15 protein-coding genes are annotated in these 13,809 nt (G+C 61.1%); 9 read left to right on the forward strand and 6 right to left on the reverse strand.

The features are described from left to right. Nucleotides 1-625: 625 nt before the first annotated feature. Genes pqqE through pqqB form a run of 4 tightly spaced genes read right to left on the reverse strand, consistent with a single transcriptional unit; the run spans nucleotide 626 to nucleotide 3,730 of the window. The gene (gene pqqE / locus LB554_RS28275) at nucleotides 626-1,747 is read right to left on the reverse strand and encodes a pyrroloquinoline quinone biosynthesis protein PqqE (RefSeq protein WP_224588118.1); all 1,122 of its coding nucleotides are present in this window, start codon (nucleotides 1,745-1,747) and stop codon (nucleotides 626-628) included. Further along, complete coding sequence (gene pqqD, locus LB554_RS28280; RefSeq protein ID WP_015316539.1) at nucleotides 1,744-2,040, reverse strand: pyrroloquinoline quinone biosynthesis peptide chaperone PqqD; 297 nt, start codon at nucleotides 2,038-2,040, stop codon at nucleotides 1,744-1,746. The genes pqqE and pqqD overlap by 4 nt, the downstream gene beginning before the upstream one ends. Further along, on the reverse strand, nucleotides 2,037-2,795 hold the full coding sequence (gene pqqC, locus LB554_RS28285) for a pyrroloquinoline-quinone synthase PqqC (RefSeq protein ID WP_224588109.1): 759 nt from the start codon (nucleotides 2,793-2,795) through the stop codon (nucleotides 2,037-2,039). The genes pqqD and pqqC overlap by 4 nt, the downstream gene beginning before the upstream one ends. Further along, nucleotides 2,792-3,730 (reverse strand): pyrroloquinoline quinone biosynthesis protein PqqB, encoded by a 939-nt coding sequence (gene pqqB / locus LB554_RS28290; protein ID WP_141906166.1) that lies wholly within the window; start codon nucleotides 3,728-3,730, stop codon nucleotides 2,792-2,794. The genes pqqC and pqqB overlap by 4 nt, the downstream gene beginning before the upstream one ends. A gap of 952 nt (nucleotides 3,731-4,682) precedes the next feature. On the opposite strand from pqqB, the gene LB554_RS28295 reads away from it, so the two are divergent. Genes LB554_RS28295 through LB554_RS28310 form a run of 4 tightly spaced genes read left to right on the forward strand, consistent with a single transcriptional unit; the run spans nucleotide 4,683 to nucleotide 8,378 of the window. Continuing rightward, on the forward strand, nucleotides 4,683-5,903 hold the full coding sequence (locus LB554_RS28295) for an ABC transporter substrate-binding protein (protein WP_224588111.1): 1,221 nt from the start codon (nucleotides 4,683-4,685) through the stop codon (nucleotides 5,901-5,903). Next, on the forward strand, nucleotides 5,891-6,853 hold the full coding sequence (locus tag LB554_RS28300; protein WP_224588114.1) for a PQQ-dependent catabolism-associated beta-propeller protein: 963 nt from the start codon (nucleotides 5,891-5,893) through the stop codon (nucleotides 6,851-6,853). Before LB554_RS28295 ends, LB554_RS28300 begins: the two co-directional genes overlap by 13 nt. Further along, entirely contained in the window at nucleotides 6,850-7,575 is a 726-nt protein-coding gene (locus tag LB554_RS28305; RefSeq protein ID WP_015316544.1) for an ATP-binding cassette domain-containing protein, read from the forward strand. The genes LB554_RS28300 and LB554_RS28305 overlap by 4 nt, the downstream gene beginning before the upstream one ends. Further along, nucleotides 7,572-8,378, forward strand: coding sequence for an ABC transporter permease (locus LB554_RS28310; RefSeq protein WP_015316545.1), 807 nt, complete (start codon nucleotides 7,572-7,574; stop codon nucleotides 8,376-8,378). Before LB554_RS28305 ends, LB554_RS28310 begins: the two co-directional genes overlap by 4 nt. On the opposite strand, the gene LB554_RS28315 is transcribed toward LB554_RS28310, so the two are convergent. Next, a complete protein-coding gene (locus tag LB554_RS28315) occupies nucleotides 8,379-8,669 on the reverse strand; it encodes a c-type cytochrome (protein WP_318013223.1) in 291 nt (96 codons plus the stop codon). Continuing rightward, entirely contained in the window at nucleotides 8,627-9,043 is a 417-nt protein-coding gene (locus LB554_RS28320) for a cytochrome c oxidase assembly protein (RefSeq protein ID WP_224588115.1), read from the reverse strand. Before LB554_RS28320 ends, LB554_RS28315 begins: the two co-directional genes overlap by 43 nt. Nucleotides 9,044-9,471: 428 nt before the next feature. Here LB554_RS28320 and LB554_RS28325 point away from each other — a divergent pair, with 428 nt between their 5' ends. The 5 genes from LB554_RS28325 to LB554_RS28345 all read left to right on the forward strand — a co-directional run bounded on the left by LB554_RS28325 (nucleotide 9,472) and on the right by LB554_RS28345 (nucleotide 13,703). Continuing rightward, on the forward strand, nucleotides 9,472-9,618 hold the full coding sequence (locus LB554_RS28325; RefSeq protein WP_015316546.1) for a hypothetical protein: 147 nt from the start codon (nucleotides 9,472-9,474) through the stop codon (nucleotides 9,616-9,618). Nucleotides 9,619-10,182: 564 nt separating this feature from the next. Beyond that, nucleotides 10,183-10,554, forward strand: coding sequence for a hypothetical protein (locus LB554_RS28330; RefSeq protein ID WP_015316547.1), 372 nt, complete (start codon nucleotides 10,183-10,185; stop codon nucleotides 10,552-10,554). A gap of 658 nt (nucleotides 10,555-11,212) precedes the next feature. Next, nucleotides 11,213-12,088 (forward strand): amino acid ABC transporter permease, encoded by an 876-nt coding sequence (locus tag LB554_RS28335; RefSeq protein ID WP_015316548.1) that lies wholly within the window; start codon nucleotides 11,213-11,215, stop codon nucleotides 12,086-12,088. Then, the gene (locus tag LB554_RS28340) at nucleotides 12,088-12,849 is read left to right on the forward strand and encodes an amino acid ABC transporter ATP-binding protein (protein WP_015316549.1); all 762 of its coding nucleotides are present in this window, start codon (nucleotides 12,088-12,090) and stop codon (nucleotides 12,847-12,849) included. Before LB554_RS28335 ends, LB554_RS28340 begins: the two co-directional genes overlap by 1 nt. Before the next feature lie 56 nt (nucleotides 12,850-12,905). Continuing rightward, nucleotides 12,906-13,703 carry an ABC transporter substrate-binding protein gene (locus LB554_RS28345; protein WP_224588117.1) on the forward strand — a complete coding sequence of 266 codons (798 nt, stop codon included), beginning with the start codon at nucleotides 12,906-12,908 and terminating at the stop codon, nucleotides 13,701-13,703. Nucleotides 13,704-13,809: the final 106 nt, after the last annotated feature.

The raw sequence follows: 13,809 nt of genomic DNA on the forward strand, positions 1-13,809 counted from the left end.
GTTGTCTCCGCAAAAAGTTGGCTAGACAGGCAACCGGCGCCCGGCGAGCCTCTCCGCGACACGCACCCCCCGGCCTCGATGGCTCTGCCGACTACGCCGTCGTGCGGGAACCTGGAAGTGTGAGTCACGGCGGCATGCTGCACTGCAACACAAAATTACACCGCAATGCGCAATATTGCTAATTTAATCATCTCTAAAGTCTGGTTTGCAGGATCAGATTTTCTTACGGCCCGAAACAGCGCTTGAACCGCCAGCGCGCGCCGTTACCGTTAACGCCGCCGTCCGGCGCGGCGTCCCGCCCACCGCTAAGCTGAGATTGGCTGTTCAAGAGGCGGGCGTCTTACTACGCAGCCTTTAATCTGACCGGGATCCTGATGAGTGCGCCAGGGGGCAGCGAGGTGCGGGGCCTGCACCTAGGAGAGAGAAGGCTCGAGCCGGCCAAGCTGTCCGCGTGGCTAGAAGCGCGGAGACATCTGAGAGCGCTGCATTCGCCCGAACGAGCCGAACCATCGGATGGCGACCATCCACCCCCGGATGACGGTGATCCTGGCGTCGCCCTGCGTGACCCTATGAAGGACCGGCGTTGGTTCACATCGAGTTCCTGAGATCGTTCCGCGGACCTATGTCACGCAATGTCATTCACGATTCCTATCCGGCGATAGATGAAACCTTCGTCCCCTGCGGCATTGGCGACGTTGCGCCGGGTTTCATCGACCAGCGCAGCCATGCGCGCGTGTGCCTCCGACTTGATGCAGACCGGATCTGTCGCAGCGGCATCGCCGACAATCGCCAACGCCTGACATCTGCAGCCGCCCCAATCGATCTCACGCCGCTCGCAGCTTCGGCATGGCTCCTGCATCCATTCGGTGCCGCGAAAGGCATTGAATGCGGGTGAAGCGGCCCAGATGTCGGCCAGCGGTTTCGCTCCAAAACGTTCGAAGCCAAGCGAAGGAATCGTCTGCGCGGCGTGGCACGGCAATACAGTACCGTCCGGGGTAACCACTAACGCGTCGCGCGCCCAACCGCCCATGCATGGCTTGGGATATGTGGCGAAATAATCCGGCGTGACAAAATCGATGTTCATAATGCCGGCGAGCCTTTCGCGCGCGGCTGCGACGATGTCCGCCTGCCGGTCTATCGCGCCACATTCGGGCATCAGCATATCGCGATTGGCCAGCGCCCAGCCGGCATACTGCACGTTGGCGATCTCGAGCCGGTCGGCGCCCAAGGAAAGAGCCAGATCGATGAATTCGGGTACCTCCTCGATGTTGTGACGATGGATCGGTGCGTTGATGGTGAGTGGCAGCCCGGCCGCGCGGGCGCGGTGTGCCGTCTTCAGCTTCTTTTCGTGGCTGCCGCTGTGGTTGGCGACACGGTCGGTGGTCGGCTGACGGGCACCCTGAAAGCTCAGTTGCAGGTGGTCGAGACCGGCTTCGGCAAAGGCTTCGATACGGCCTTCGGCAATGCCAACACCAGCGGTGATGAGGTTGGTGTAGATACCGCGCGACGAAAGCGCGGCGATCAGTTGCTCAAGGTCGCGGCGAAGCGTCGGCTCGCCGCCAGACAGGTGCACCTGGAGAACGCCCAGATCGGCGGCCTGCGAGAACAGATCGAGCCAGGTCCGCGTGTCGAGCTCCCGATTGGCCTTCAGCAATTCGAGCGGATTGGAGCAGTAAGGGCATTGCAGCGGACAGCGATGCGTCAGTTCCGCCAACATGCCGATCGGAGGCAGGAGAGGCTCGGTCATAGTTTCACCAGAAGGTTGTCCGACCATTCCTGCAGGAAGGCGATGACGTCGGCCGCTACCGCATCCTGACCGGCGTCATAGTCGGCCGCAAGGTCGGCGATGATGTGGCCGACCGTGGATCTCCCGTCGCAGCGGCGCAAGATGTCGAGGCTGACCTCGTCCGGCCAGAAGACTTTCTCCGGCGAAAGCACGGCGAAGGCGCGCCGCACAGGGTCGTACTGGATTCGGACATGCTTCGGCAGTGACGGCGCCGATCGCAACGACACGATGGCTCTTTCGCGCAGTCCGGTCATGAGGCCGCCTTCGGGCGGAAGGCGCCGGGCGGTATGTTTCCAGGCGCGCCATAGGCATGTTGAAGTGCGTCGAGCATCGCCCACAATATGTCGCATTTGAACACCAGCGCATCGATCGCCTGCTGCTGACGTTCGGCCGTGTCGGCATGTTCTAGCACGTAGGCGAGCGCGAAGTCCGCGTCGCGTGATGCCTGTTCGGGCCGCCAGCTGAAATAGGCCAGCGTGTCTTGCGTAATGTAGTCGTATCTGGCCAGCATCGCCGGCACTCGTTCGCCGATGATGCGGGGTGAGAACATCTCCGTGAGTGACGATGCGACCGCCTCGAGCAGCGTACGGTTGGTGCAGAAGGAAAGGTAGGCGCCCACCGCGAAACGGGTCGCCGGCAGCGCCAGACGCTCGCTCCTGACCGCTTCGGCGTCGAGCCCCAGTGCGGTGGCCAGATGCAGCCAGCGCGCGATGCCGCCGCTCCAGCCGTCGTCGCCGTCATGATCCTCGATGCGTTTGCGCCACGCGGCGCGAAACGCCGGATCTTCGGCACGCGCCAGGATCATGGCGTCCTTGCGCGGAATGACGGCCTGGTAGCAATAACGGTTGAGCGCCCAGGCCTGCATTTCGGCTTTCGACAGAGCGCCACTGGTCATACTGTGATGGAAAGGATGTCGGTTGTGATAACGTTCTTCACCGACCTGCCGCAGCACGGCTTCGAACTCGCTCCTGGACAGGCCATCTTTCGCAGTCTCGTGGAAATCGCTCAAAATTCCATCTCCATCCCATCGCTGGCGACTTCCCAACCAGCCACTCTGACCGCCGCGTGTTCGGCGGAATTCTCGTCGAGAATAGGATTGGTGTTGTTGATATGGACGAAGATACGACGGCCGATTTTTACATCGGCTAAGCCGGCAATCGAGCCCTCCTCTCCAGAGATTGCGATGTGCCCCATGCGCGCGCCGGTTTTCTGGCCGACGCGGGCAATAATCATCTCGTCGTCCGTGTAGATGGTGCCGTCGAACAGCAGGCAGGCGGCATCAGCAACACGAGTGCGCAGGGCGGCATCGATGCGCGCGCAGCCCGGAATGTAGAAGATGGCGCCGCACCTGCCGGTCGCAGTGATGCGGACTCCGATTGTGTCACCCCTGTCGGAACTGAAATCGGCGCTGGGATCGGCCTTTTGCTCGAGGTAGAGCGCGATCTTCCCAGGTACGGGAAAGCTGTCGACCACCACGCCAGTTTCGCGGCCATACGCGTCGCGGATCGCCAGTTCGCCCGTTGGCCCCAGCAGGCGCCGAGATACGATCGACGGATCGAGAACGTTGAAAATCGAATTCGCCTCCAGCGTCTCCAGCACCTGTGCTGTTCCATAGATTGCGAACGGCTGTCGTTCACGCAGGCTGAGCAGGCCGGCGACATGGTCCACGTCGGCGTTGGTCAGCACCACGGCGCGGATTGGCGTCGAGCGCGGCGGCGCATCGGCTGGCGGCTGCAGTTCAGGCGTTTGCGCAATCTGCTGGCGAATGTCGGGCGACGCATTGAAGAGAACCCAGCCTGCCCCGTCACCCGACACGGCAATGGATGATTGTGTTCGTGGACGAACGCCGGGCATCCCGCTGCGAGCCGCGCGGCTCAAACGATAATTGCAATTCCACTGCGGAAAGCCACCTCCCGCCGCCGATCCGATGATCTTCACGAGCATACCATCGCTCCGAAGCCCTATGGAACTAGCAGGACGTTCTCAAAAGCAACCGCGTCCAATTTTCCTACGGACAAGGAATTGCATGCCGCCGTTGAAGGGCACATGCAATTGCAGCCTACTTCTTGGGCGGATTTTCTGCGGGCAGGTATCGCGAAATCTCTAAACCGGCGGCGACCTGACACATGATCGGTTTCTTCCAGATCTTCTTCATCGCGTTCTCCTCTTGCGCCAGCCGAACGGGCCGGTCACGCTATCGATGCCATTACCTGAAAATGGGCACTCTTGGAGGATACAACGTGTTGCAGCTTCAGTTGTTCCTTCATCACCAGCCCGGTTTTCCAAATGAACCAGCCTTAACTTTCCTCGAACAGGCGTGAAATGTCGAGCCGCAACCGGTAATCCGATCGTCAAATATGAATGCGGTCACGCCTCGTGCGTTCATAGTGATGCATGCCAAAGGCCCGAGCTAGTCGGGCGGCTGGCGCATCGGTCCCCGCCAAAGAATCGCGCAATGCGCGTGTCAAAGCTTCAGGCCGGGTGGCCAGATTTCAAGCGCGCCGTAATCGCGCGTTGCCACCGTGTCGTAGCGATCGGTCAAAAGCACCGTCGACCGACCGGTGCCGAGAAGGAGCATCGCCACGCTTCATGATCGTTCCTGATAGAGTTGAAACGCTTGCAAAGCTAGACCAGCTGGGCGCTGGCCCGCCGGTAGCCGCAAGCGAGAAGCGGTGAGAGCAGGCGTGCCGCTCAGGGGGCCGGCTGCGACTTGGGAAAGAGCGCGGCCAAGAAACGATCGGAATTTCCAGCAGTTGGGGTCGGGGTCGGTCCTCCCTCTACCGGTCCAAGGCATGGAGCCCGCCCCAAATGCGGAAATGGGGCGGGCTCACTTTGTTGGAATCCAGGAACATTCCTTTGTCCAAAATATTAGGGTCGCTTCCATCCTGGAGCGCACATGCCGATTTTTGACGTCCCACTTGGCTTGCCCGCCTTGGGCCGAATGAGGCTGGCGCTGACGTTTCTCGTGCTGCTCGCTTTGGTCGCGCCCGGGCTTGGCGAGCCCAAGACGATGGTGATCGGCTATCTCGGCGAACAGCGCAAACCGCCTCTACCGCTCGGGCCACTGGACGAGGTCGTCACCGACGACGGCCTGCAAGGTGCCCGGCTCGGCATCGCCGACAATGCCAGCACCGGCCGCTTTCTCGGTCAGCAATTCCGGTTGCAGGAAATCACCCTCAAGCCCGGCGAGATGCCAGCCGAAGCGGTCAAGGAATTCGCGGCCGCCGGCATCAACTTCCTCATCGCCGATCTCGATGCCGCCCGTTTGCTGCAGGCGAGCGACGCTCCAGGCGCCGAGAGGATGACGCTGTTCAACAGTCGCGCTCCTGACGAGCGGCTCCGCCAGGAGGATTGCCGCAAGAACGTGCTACACACCATTCCGAGCCGCGCGATGCTCGCTGACGGGCTGGCGCAATATCTCGTCTGGAAGCGCTGGCAGCACTGGTTCCTGCTGGTCGGGGCGCATCCCGAGGACCGGGCGATGGCGGTCGCCTTTCGACGCGCGGCGACGCGTTTCGGAGCAGAGATCACCATCGACCAGCCCTGGACGTTCAGGCCGGCCAACGGGCGCGCCGACACAGGACATGTCACGCTGCAGACCGAGATTCCCGCTGCCACGCAGGTCAGCGACTATGATGTGCTCGTCGTTGCCGACGAGGCGGACGAGTTTGGCGCCTATCTCGAAGGCCGAACCGCATTTCCGCGGCCGGTCGCCGGGACGCAGGGTCTCGTCGCGACCGGCTGGAGCGCGGTCAACGAAGAGTGGGGTGCCACGCAACTCCAGGATCGCTTCCACAAGCAGGCCGGGCGCTGGATGCTGCCCAGCGACTACGCCGCCTGGCTCGCCGTGCGAAGCATCGGCGAGGCGGCAACGCGCCTGCACAGCCTCGATCCGATTGCGATCGGAAAGTATCTCCGCAGCAACGATTTCCTGCTCGCCGGATTCAAAGGACAGGGGCTGAGTTTCCGTCCGTGGAACGGCCAGATGCGCCAGCCTGTCCTGATCGCGGGCCCTCGGCTGCTCGTCTCCAACTCGCCACAGCCCGGTTTCCTGCACCAGCGAACGCCACTCGATACTCTGGGGATCGATCTGGAGGAGAGCACATGCAAGTTCTGATTGATCTTGTCCTTGCAATGTTGATTCTCGTTCCTCCCGCCTCGGCTGAGACGATCTACGTCTCCAATGAACAGGACAACACCGTCGCGGTCGTCGACGGGGCGGCCATGACCCTGCAGACAACCATCGATGTCGGGCGGCGTCCGCGCGGGATGGCGCTTTCGATCGACAAGAAGACGCTATTCGTTGCCGAAGGCGACGACAACCGCATCGATGTGATCGATCTCGCCAAACGGCAGGTGGTTGGTCGGTTGCCTTCGGGCGCCGATCCGGAATTCTTCGTTGTCCATCCGGACGGCAAGCGGCTCTTCGTGGCCAATGAAAATGACAATCTGGTTTCGGTCGTCGATATCGCGGCAGGTAAGGTCACAGGCACCATCGACGTCGGCGTGGAACCAGAAGGCATGGCATTCAGCGCCGATGGCCGCACGGTCGCCTGCACTTCGGAGACGACGAGCATGGTTCATCTCATCGATGCCGGCACACTCGAGCTCATCGACAATCTGCTGGTCGACACGCGGCCGCGCGCGGCGGCGTTTTCGCCGGACGACAAGCAATTGTGGGTGTCGTCCGAAATCCGGGGCACCGTCGCCGTCTTCGATACCGCTACACGCGCTGAAACTGGCAAGATCGAATTCGAGGTGCCGGGTATCCGGCGCGAGGGGGTGCAAGCGGTTGGCATTGAGATGTCGCGCGACGGCACGACCGCCTATGTGGCGCTCGGCCCGGCCAACAGGGTTGCAGAGGTCGACACCAAGACGCTGGCGGTGCGGCGCCTCTATCTCGTCGGCCAGCGTCCGTGGCATGTAGCGCTATCGGACGACCAGAAGCGTCTGATCAGCGCCAACGGCAACTCGGGCGACATCTCCTTCATCAACCTTCACGATCAGGAGGTGGTGAGATCACTGCCGGTGGGGCGCGGTCCGTGGGGCGTCGTGATTGGCCCATGAACGCCCTGTCAGTCGAGGATCTAGGTCACAGTTTCGGAAGCCGGCGGGTTCTCCAGGGCGTCTCGTTCGCGGTGGCTGAAGGCAGGATGTGTATCCTGCTTGGACGCAACGGCGCCGGCAAGACGACCTTGTTCTCGCTGATCACCGGTCTCTACCACGCGCGCGTAGGATCAGTGCAGGTCTTCGGCCAAGCCATGAATGCCAATCCTTCCGCCGCGCTCGCGCAAATGGGCGTCGTCTTTCAATTGCCGACTCTCGACCTCGATCTGACGGCCGGCGAGAACCTGCGATACCATGCGGCTCTGCATGGGCTTCCCACGGAGCTGAGCAAGGAGCGCTCCAGGGAGGAACTCAGCCGCCTGGAGGTGCTGGACAGGATCGACGATCCCGCCCGCGCGCTGTCCGGCGGCCAGCGCCGGCGCGTGGAGATCGCACGGGCGCTGATGCATGGTCCGCGCCTGCTGCTGCTCGACGAGCCTACCACCGGGCTCGACGTGCCAGGACGGCGCGCGCTTGAACAGCATATGAGAAAGCTTTGCCGAGAGCGTCGCATTGCCGTTCTGTGGGCAACGCATTTCCTCGAAGAGGTGGCGGCCGACGATGATGTCGTGGTGCTGGATCAGGGCAGGGTATGCTGGGCCGGCGGCGCGGATCGCATCGCGCCCGAGCTTAATGTCGAAACCATCGCGGGGGCATTCGCCGTGCTGACGGGCTCGCCATGAAAGTCCACCACGCATTGCGCGCGCTCGACGGCATCTTGCGGCGGGAGATGTTGCGAACGCTTCGGCAGCGCGGCCGGCTGCTCTCGGCGATCATACGGCCTTTGGTCTGGCTCGCCATCTTCGCCGCCGGCTTCCGCTCGGTGCTTGGCCTGTCAATCACGCCGCCCTATCAGACCTACGTGCTCTACGAGGTCTATGTCGTCCCCGGGCTGGCGGCCATGATGCTACTCTTCCATGCCATGGCAAGCTCGCTGGCGATGGTCTACGACCGTGAGATGGGCAGCATGCGCCTGTTGCTGACGGCGCCGCTTCCACGCTGGTATCTGCTTGCCGCGCGGCTGCTGGCGAGCGTCATCGTCGGTCTGCCGCTGGTCTATCTGTTCTTGCTGATCGCGCGTTATTGGGACGTGCGCCCGCCGTTTCTAGGCTACCTCGCCGTGTTTCCGGCACTGGTCCTGTCAGGCCTGATGCTGGGCGCGTTCGGGTTGCTGGTATCGTCCGTTTCGACGCAGATGGAGAACTTCGCCGGCGTGATGAACTTCGTCATCTTCCCGACGTTCTTCGCCTCGACGGCGCTTTATCCTATATGGCGGCTCGCCGAGGCGGGGCCGGTGCTGGCTACGATCGCCGCATGGAACCCGTTCAGTTCGGCGGTCGAACTGATACGCTTCACGCTCTATCTGCGCTTCGATCCCGTTTCCGCCCTTGTCGTTCTCGCCTGCCTCGTCGTGTTTTTCCTGGCGGCAGTGGTCGGCTACGACCCCGGCCGCGGCCTGTGGTCCCGGCGCGGCGGCGAGGGCTGATCATTTCAGGGCGTAGAGGTAGGCAGCGATATCACGCGCCTGCTGCTCTGTGATCCCCGTCGATGGCATGGCCGTGTGCGGATTGATCTCCCTGGCTGCTCGTATCCAGCGGATCAGGTTCTCCGGATTGTTCAGCACGCCGGCGATAAAGACCCGGTCGGCAAGGCTGGAATCGAGGCGCGGACCAACCTGGCCTTGTGCCCCCGGCACGCCGGGGATCGTATGGCATCCAGAGCAGGCGTTCGCGATCATGATCGGAATGGCGCGCGCTTCCAAGCCGCCGGTCGCCATGTCCGATTCGTGGCGAACACGATCGCGCCGGTCGGACCACAAGGTCGGACCCGTATGCAGTGACGTGAAGAAGAGATGCATGACCGCGCTGCCATAGGCCTGCTGGCGGCCGGAACGCGGCAGAATCCCCCACCAGAACAGCAGGGCTGTGCCGAGACGGGCACGTGCCAGATCCAGATCGCGATACCGTGGATGACGGTTGCGTTGAGGGGGCGGCTGGCCACGGTCCAGATCGCCTGGAGAATCCTGCCGTGCGTGAGCCTTCCCGTCCCTCGGCGAAGTGCGGCCGGCAATGCCCATATCAGGGCTGCGCCGGGGCAGGCGGCGACAAGGAGCGGCGCCGCTACCGCCATCAGCAGTTCATGCTCGATCATGTGGGCCGATGATGCCGACTTCGCTTTGCCGCCCTCCGGTCATGGCGGCGACAACCGACGCGATGCCCGTCTCGGGAAAATAGACATGCTCGATCGGCTGATACGCGATCTCCCAGCCGGGCTTTGAGGGCCATTTCGACGTGATGCATCGATGGCCATAAAAGCCCAAAATCCTCAGGAGTCGGGGTCTTCAAGACATGGTTGCGAAGCGTGGATTGCCGCCCTAACGGGCAAGAGCACGTACTTTTATCGTCGGCTGCACCCGCATAAACGGCGGCCGATGGCAGAGCCTGCCCGCCATTGACGCGCTTAGCAAACGGTGACGCATAAAGTTCCCAACGGCTCGTTAAGGAAGGAGAGACCACGACATACAGGCTAACGGATCGTGAATGAACGAACCGGATTGGCGTCGGTTAACAGGTGCTTCCATGAGGGACCACATTTTGTTCGCGACCGCCTTCGCTTTGCTGATCTCGTTCTCGGTCAGCGTTGCCCTCGTTTCGTGGGCGGCGCCGATCACCGCGCAAGCCATTTCGCTCGACGTGCAGAAGTACATCGACGGGTGGCAATTGTGATCGCTATGATCGCTGGACCGGAATGACCGTCCTGGCCATGCTGGAAAACCCGCCCGGCGTCAGCCGAGACGAGCTCTCTCCGTTCCAGTGCTTAGATTGGGCAATCGACAGATGTCGAACTCCACAGCGCGGGGAATGTTCCTGCGGTTGCACAGGCCGGCGTGGCGACCCAGCATCGCCAGCAAAGCGATCCATTAAAAGGCAACGGCACAGCCCGAAAGGGACCTGAGGCCAACAGGAGCGCTTAGGGCCAATTGCAATTTCTGTGCGAATCGCCTCTATTTCTTCAAGGACCAATCGCAACGCAGTTTGCTGAATTCATGGTCCCTATCCTTGATGGCGACCGGCGTGTACCCCGCCCCCCAACCCGGCGTCGGTCGCCTACTCTCAGGGCAGCTCCAAATGTTAGCTAAGTTTCGAACGCGCTGCTCCTGGTCACGGGCAGAAGTTACGGAGTGGCCATTAACGCAGGTTAATGCGCCAAGTTGGTGACGCGCTAGGGTTTGTAGTTGGTGCTTCCGATCCACTCTTCGGCAGCTTCGTCGGACACGCGGAGAGAAGCATATGAGACACAAGCGTCCCCTGATCTCAGCCTTTGATTTCGACGTCATAAAAAACGCTCTGAAAGTCATAATCGCAGCGGGCGACATCCCCGAATGCGAATGGGACAAGCAAGCTCGCAACCTCGCGAAAACTTTTTCGGGCACCAAAGCAGATGAGACAATGATCAGATTTCTGCTTGAGACCTGTCGGACGACCAACGCGTCCGAAGAGGAGCGTCTTGCCACGCTTGCGCGTGGTGCTCACGTCGAAGGCGGGCGGCGCAATATTCAGCGTTCACGCGAACTGCTTGCCCGTAGCGGTCATCCTTTGTGCAAAGGAGAAGCCGAGCGTACGGGCCCAGATGGCTCGAAACGCGAAGTTCTTTCCGATTAGATCATCAGGCGTGTTGGAACGCCCACGACCTATGACTCTCTTCGTCGGTGGCGATGTCCACAACCATGTACTTTGCTCGGAGAACCATGCCAACAGCCGAGAATGAACACGCGTGGGCTGACATCGGCACGTAAATGCGGCGTCTGGCCAGCAGCCGACCGGTGCGGCTCTTCAGAGACTTGGCAGGAGGTAGACTCGCACACTTGGCGGCGCGGCTTGGCGCCCACCGATTAGCCGGGACAACAAGATGGCGCCTTTCCCGATCTTTTTCGCAGAGGAAGTCTTTCGCTTTCGGCGATGTCGCTTAGAAAGCCAACCACTATCTTCGCCTGCTCCGACGTACAGGCATAGAAGCGCTGTTTACTTTCGGTGCGGGATCGGACGATTCCGAGTTTGGCCATGCCGCTCAATGCTGTGAAAGGGCGGTCTGTGTCCCGCCCACCAGAGAAAGTAGGTCCGACACGGATTTCTTACCATTCATCAGGTGAACGACGATCAACAATCGCTGCACGTTCGCGGCCGTACGAGCCGCAACGGATTTATGCAAATCCATCATAAATCGCATGCTCATATCTCGTTTGCGGCGATCGTGGTCGCATGGTTACGCTTGGGCATCAAAACAAAAAACGAGGCGATTGAGCCTCGGGGAACCTTCATCATGCGCGAAATTGGGAGCGCTGAACCGGCACATTTCGTGATCGTGCCGCGACGCAAGACTGGGACGAAAATCCTGGGTCTCCTTGTCATTGTCCTGCTTGCAATGCTCGTCAGGGCTTTCTGGGTCGGCGACATTGCCTGGAGTTATGTCAGCACCAACCTGTTTTCGCCAAGCGTGCTCAAGGGCGTCGTCAACTCCATTATCATGACATTCTGCGCCATGGCGCTGGGCATCGTGCTAGGCGTGGTGGCCGCCGTTATGCGCATGTCGGACAATCCGGTGCTGAGGAATGTCTCGATAGGCTACGTCTGGCTCTTCCGCGGCACGCCGGCGCTTCTGCAACTGCTGCTGTGGTTCAACCTCGCGCTGATTTTTCCCACGATCGGAATTCCGGGACTGTTCTCGTTTCGAACCGTCGACATCATGACCCCCTTCGTCGCCGCGTTCCTTGGGCTGGGCATCCAGCAAGGCGCCTATACCGCCGAGGTGGTCCGCGCCGGCATTCTGGCCGTGGACAAGGGCCAGACCGAGGCCGGCCTTTCAATTGGTATGACGCCTCTACGAGCTATGCTGAGGATCGTCCTGCCGCAGGCCATGCGCGTTATCGTTCCGCCTATCGGCAACGAAACCATCGGCATGGTCAAGCTCACGTCGCTCGCCAGCGTCATCCAATATTCCGAGTTGCTGAGAAGCGTCGAGGACGTCTACTACGTCAACTCTCGCGTCATCGAACTGCTGATTGTCGCCGCCATCTGGTACATGGTCGTCGTCACTGTACTGTCCATTGGCCAGATCTTCGTAGAGCGCTACTTTTCGAAAGGCTGGGGCGGCCACGGTCAGCCCGCCGGCCAACCTCTCACCGAGGAGGCGGCGTGATGGACGCGCTGATCACGGCTGTCGGTCTGCAGAAATATTTCGGTTCTTTCCATGTCCTGCAAGACATCGACTTTGCAATTGCCAAGGGCGAGGTCGTCTGCATCATCGGCCCATCCGGCTCTGGCAAGAGCACCTTTCTGCGCTGCATCAACCAGCTTGAAAAGATCGATGCTGGATATGTCGCCATCGAGGGCGAAATCGTGGGCTACCGCCGTGATGGGAACAAACTCCATCCGTTGAGCCAAAGCGAGATCGCCCGCCAGCGGCAGTCCGTGGGCATGGTGTTCCAGCGTTTCCATCTTTTCCCGCACAAGACGGTGCTGCAAAACATCGTCGAAGGGCCGGTGGGAGTGCAGAAACGCCCCAAGAGGGATTGCATCGATGAAGCCAAGACCCTGCTCAACCGCGTCGGGCTTTCCCTCAAGGCCGATGCTTACCCGGGCGAATTGTCGGGAGGCCAGCAGCAGCGTGTGGCGATCGCTCGCTCACTCGCGATGAAGCCGAAAGCGATGCTGTTCGACGAGCCCACCTCGGCGCTCGATCCGGAGCTGGTCGGCGAGGTGCTGAGCGTGATGAAGGAGCTTGCGGCGTCCGGCACCACTATGATCGTCGTCACGCATGAACTGGGCTTCTGCCGCGAGGTGGCCGACCGTGTGCTGTTCATGGACGCCGGTCGCATCGTCGACTGCGGGACACCCGCCGAGATTCTCGAAAATCCACGAAATCCCAGAGTGAAGAATTTCATCTCTGCGGTGCTTTGAAAAACAACCTTCAGGAGGAAAAAGCCATGAAATTCATACGCATTGCCGTTTCGGCGATGGCCTTGGTCGCGGCCGGTGCTGCGCACGCCGACACCAAGCTTAACCTTGTCAACCAGGGTGAACTGCGCGTCCTGACGAACCCGATCTACCCGCCCATGGAATTCGTCAATCCCGATCAGGGCACGCTGGATGGCTTCGACGTAGACCTGATCAACGCCATTGGCAAAAAGCTCAACCTTAACGTGCTTTTCGTCACCTCCGCATTCCAGGAGCTGCAGAGCGGGCTCCAGACCGGGCGCGGCGATATGATCATCTCCGGCATGAGCGACAACGTGAAGCGCCAAGCCAGCATGGACTTCGTCGACTACATAACGAGTGGCCCAATCCTCTTCACGATGAAGGCCAACGCCGCCCAATATAAGGAAACGACGGATTTCTGCGGCAAGACCGTCGCCGGCAGCCGTTCGACCTCCTTCGGCGAAAACGTCACCGGCTGGAGCGACGCCAACTGCGTGGCCAAGGGTAAGCCTGCGATCAAGTTCGAGGGAACGGCCGATTCCAACGCCGCCCGTCTCGGCATGAAGCAGGGCCGCTACGACGCCGTGGTGCAGGGCATCGAAACGATTGCCTACCAGATCCGCCTCGAGCCGGACACCTATCAACTCGTCGGCGAACCCCTGCTCAGCAACGATACCTTCGGCATGGGCTTCAAAAAGGACAATACCAGCCTTCGCGATGCCGTGGCCGGCGCATTAGACGAACTGATCAAGGACGGCTCTTACGACGCCATGCTCAAGAAGTGGGGCTTGGTGCACAACGCGGTGCCGAAGGCCGTCATCAACGGCGTGAAGTAAGCACCGAGGCGCACCTAAATCTCCTCACTTCGCGATTTGACCGGTCATCCGGCCGGAGCGGAGAGCTTTTGTCTTTCACAATCCGCGCCCCGCGTTTGCGGGCGCG

Origin of the sequence: Mesorhizobium sp. CO1-1-11 (assembly GCF_020164995.1) — a bacterium.
GTDB lineage: Bacteria > Pseudomonadota > Alphaproteobacteria > Rhizobiales > Rhizobiaceae > Mesorhizobium > Mesorhizobium australicum.

Bases quoted from the DNA above. Each gene is read 5' to 3' on its own strand.
- LB554_RS28330 (WP_015316547.1), top strand. From the start codon at position 10,183: ATGAGACACAAGCGTCCCCTGATCTCAGCCTTTGATTTCGACGTCATA.
- pqqE (WP_224588118.1), bottom strand. From the start codon at position 1,747: ATGACCGAGCCTCTCCTGCCTCCGATCGGCATGTTGGCGGAACTGACG.
- LB554_RS28340 (WP_015316549.1), top strand. From the start codon at position 12,088: ATGGACGCGCTGATCACGGCTGTCGGTCTGCAGAAATATTTCGGTTCT.
- LB554_RS28335 (WP_015316548.1), top strand. From the start codon at position 11,213: ATGCGCGAAATTGGGAGCGCTGAACCGGCACATTTCGTGATCGTGCCG.
- LB554_RS28295 (WP_224588111.1), top strand. From the start codon at position 4,683: ATGCCGATTTTTGACGTCCCACTTGGCTTGCCCGCCTTGGGCCGAATG.
- pqqD (WP_015316539.1), bottom strand. From the start codon at position 2,040: ATGACCGGACTGCGCGAAAGAGCCATCGTGTCGTTGCGATCGGCGCCG.
- LB554_RS28305 (WP_015316544.1), top strand. From the start codon at position 6,850: ATGAACGCCCTGTCAGTCGAGGATCTAGGTCACAGTTTCGGAAGCCGG.
- LB554_RS28345 (WP_224588117.1), top strand. From the start codon at position 12,906: ATGGCCTTGGTCGCGGCCGGTGCTGCGCACGCCGACACCAAGCTTAAC.
- LB554_RS28315 (WP_318013223.1), bottom strand. From the start codon at position 8,669: ATGGCGACCGGCGGCTTGGAAGCGCGCGCCATTCCGATCATGATCGCG.
- pqqB (WP_141906166.1), bottom strand. From the start codon at position 3,730: ATGCTCGTGAAGATCATCGGATCGGCGGCGGGAGGTGGCTTTCCGCAG.
- LB554_RS28310 (WP_015316545.1), top strand. From the start codon at position 7,572: ATGAAAGTCCACCACGCATTGCGCGCGCTCGACGGCATCTTGCGGCGG.
- LB554_RS28320 (WP_224588115.1), bottom strand. From the start codon at position 9,043: ATGATCGAGCATGAACTGCTGATGGCGGTAGCGGCGCCGCTCCTTGTC.
- LB554_RS28300 (WP_224588114.1), top strand. From the start codon at position 5,891: ATGCAAGTTCTGATTGATCTTGTCCTTGCAATGTTGATTCTCGTTCCT.
- LB554_RS28325 (WP_015316546.1), top strand. From the start codon at position 9,472: ATGAGGGACCACATTTTGTTCGCGACCGCCTTCGCTTTGCTGATCTCG.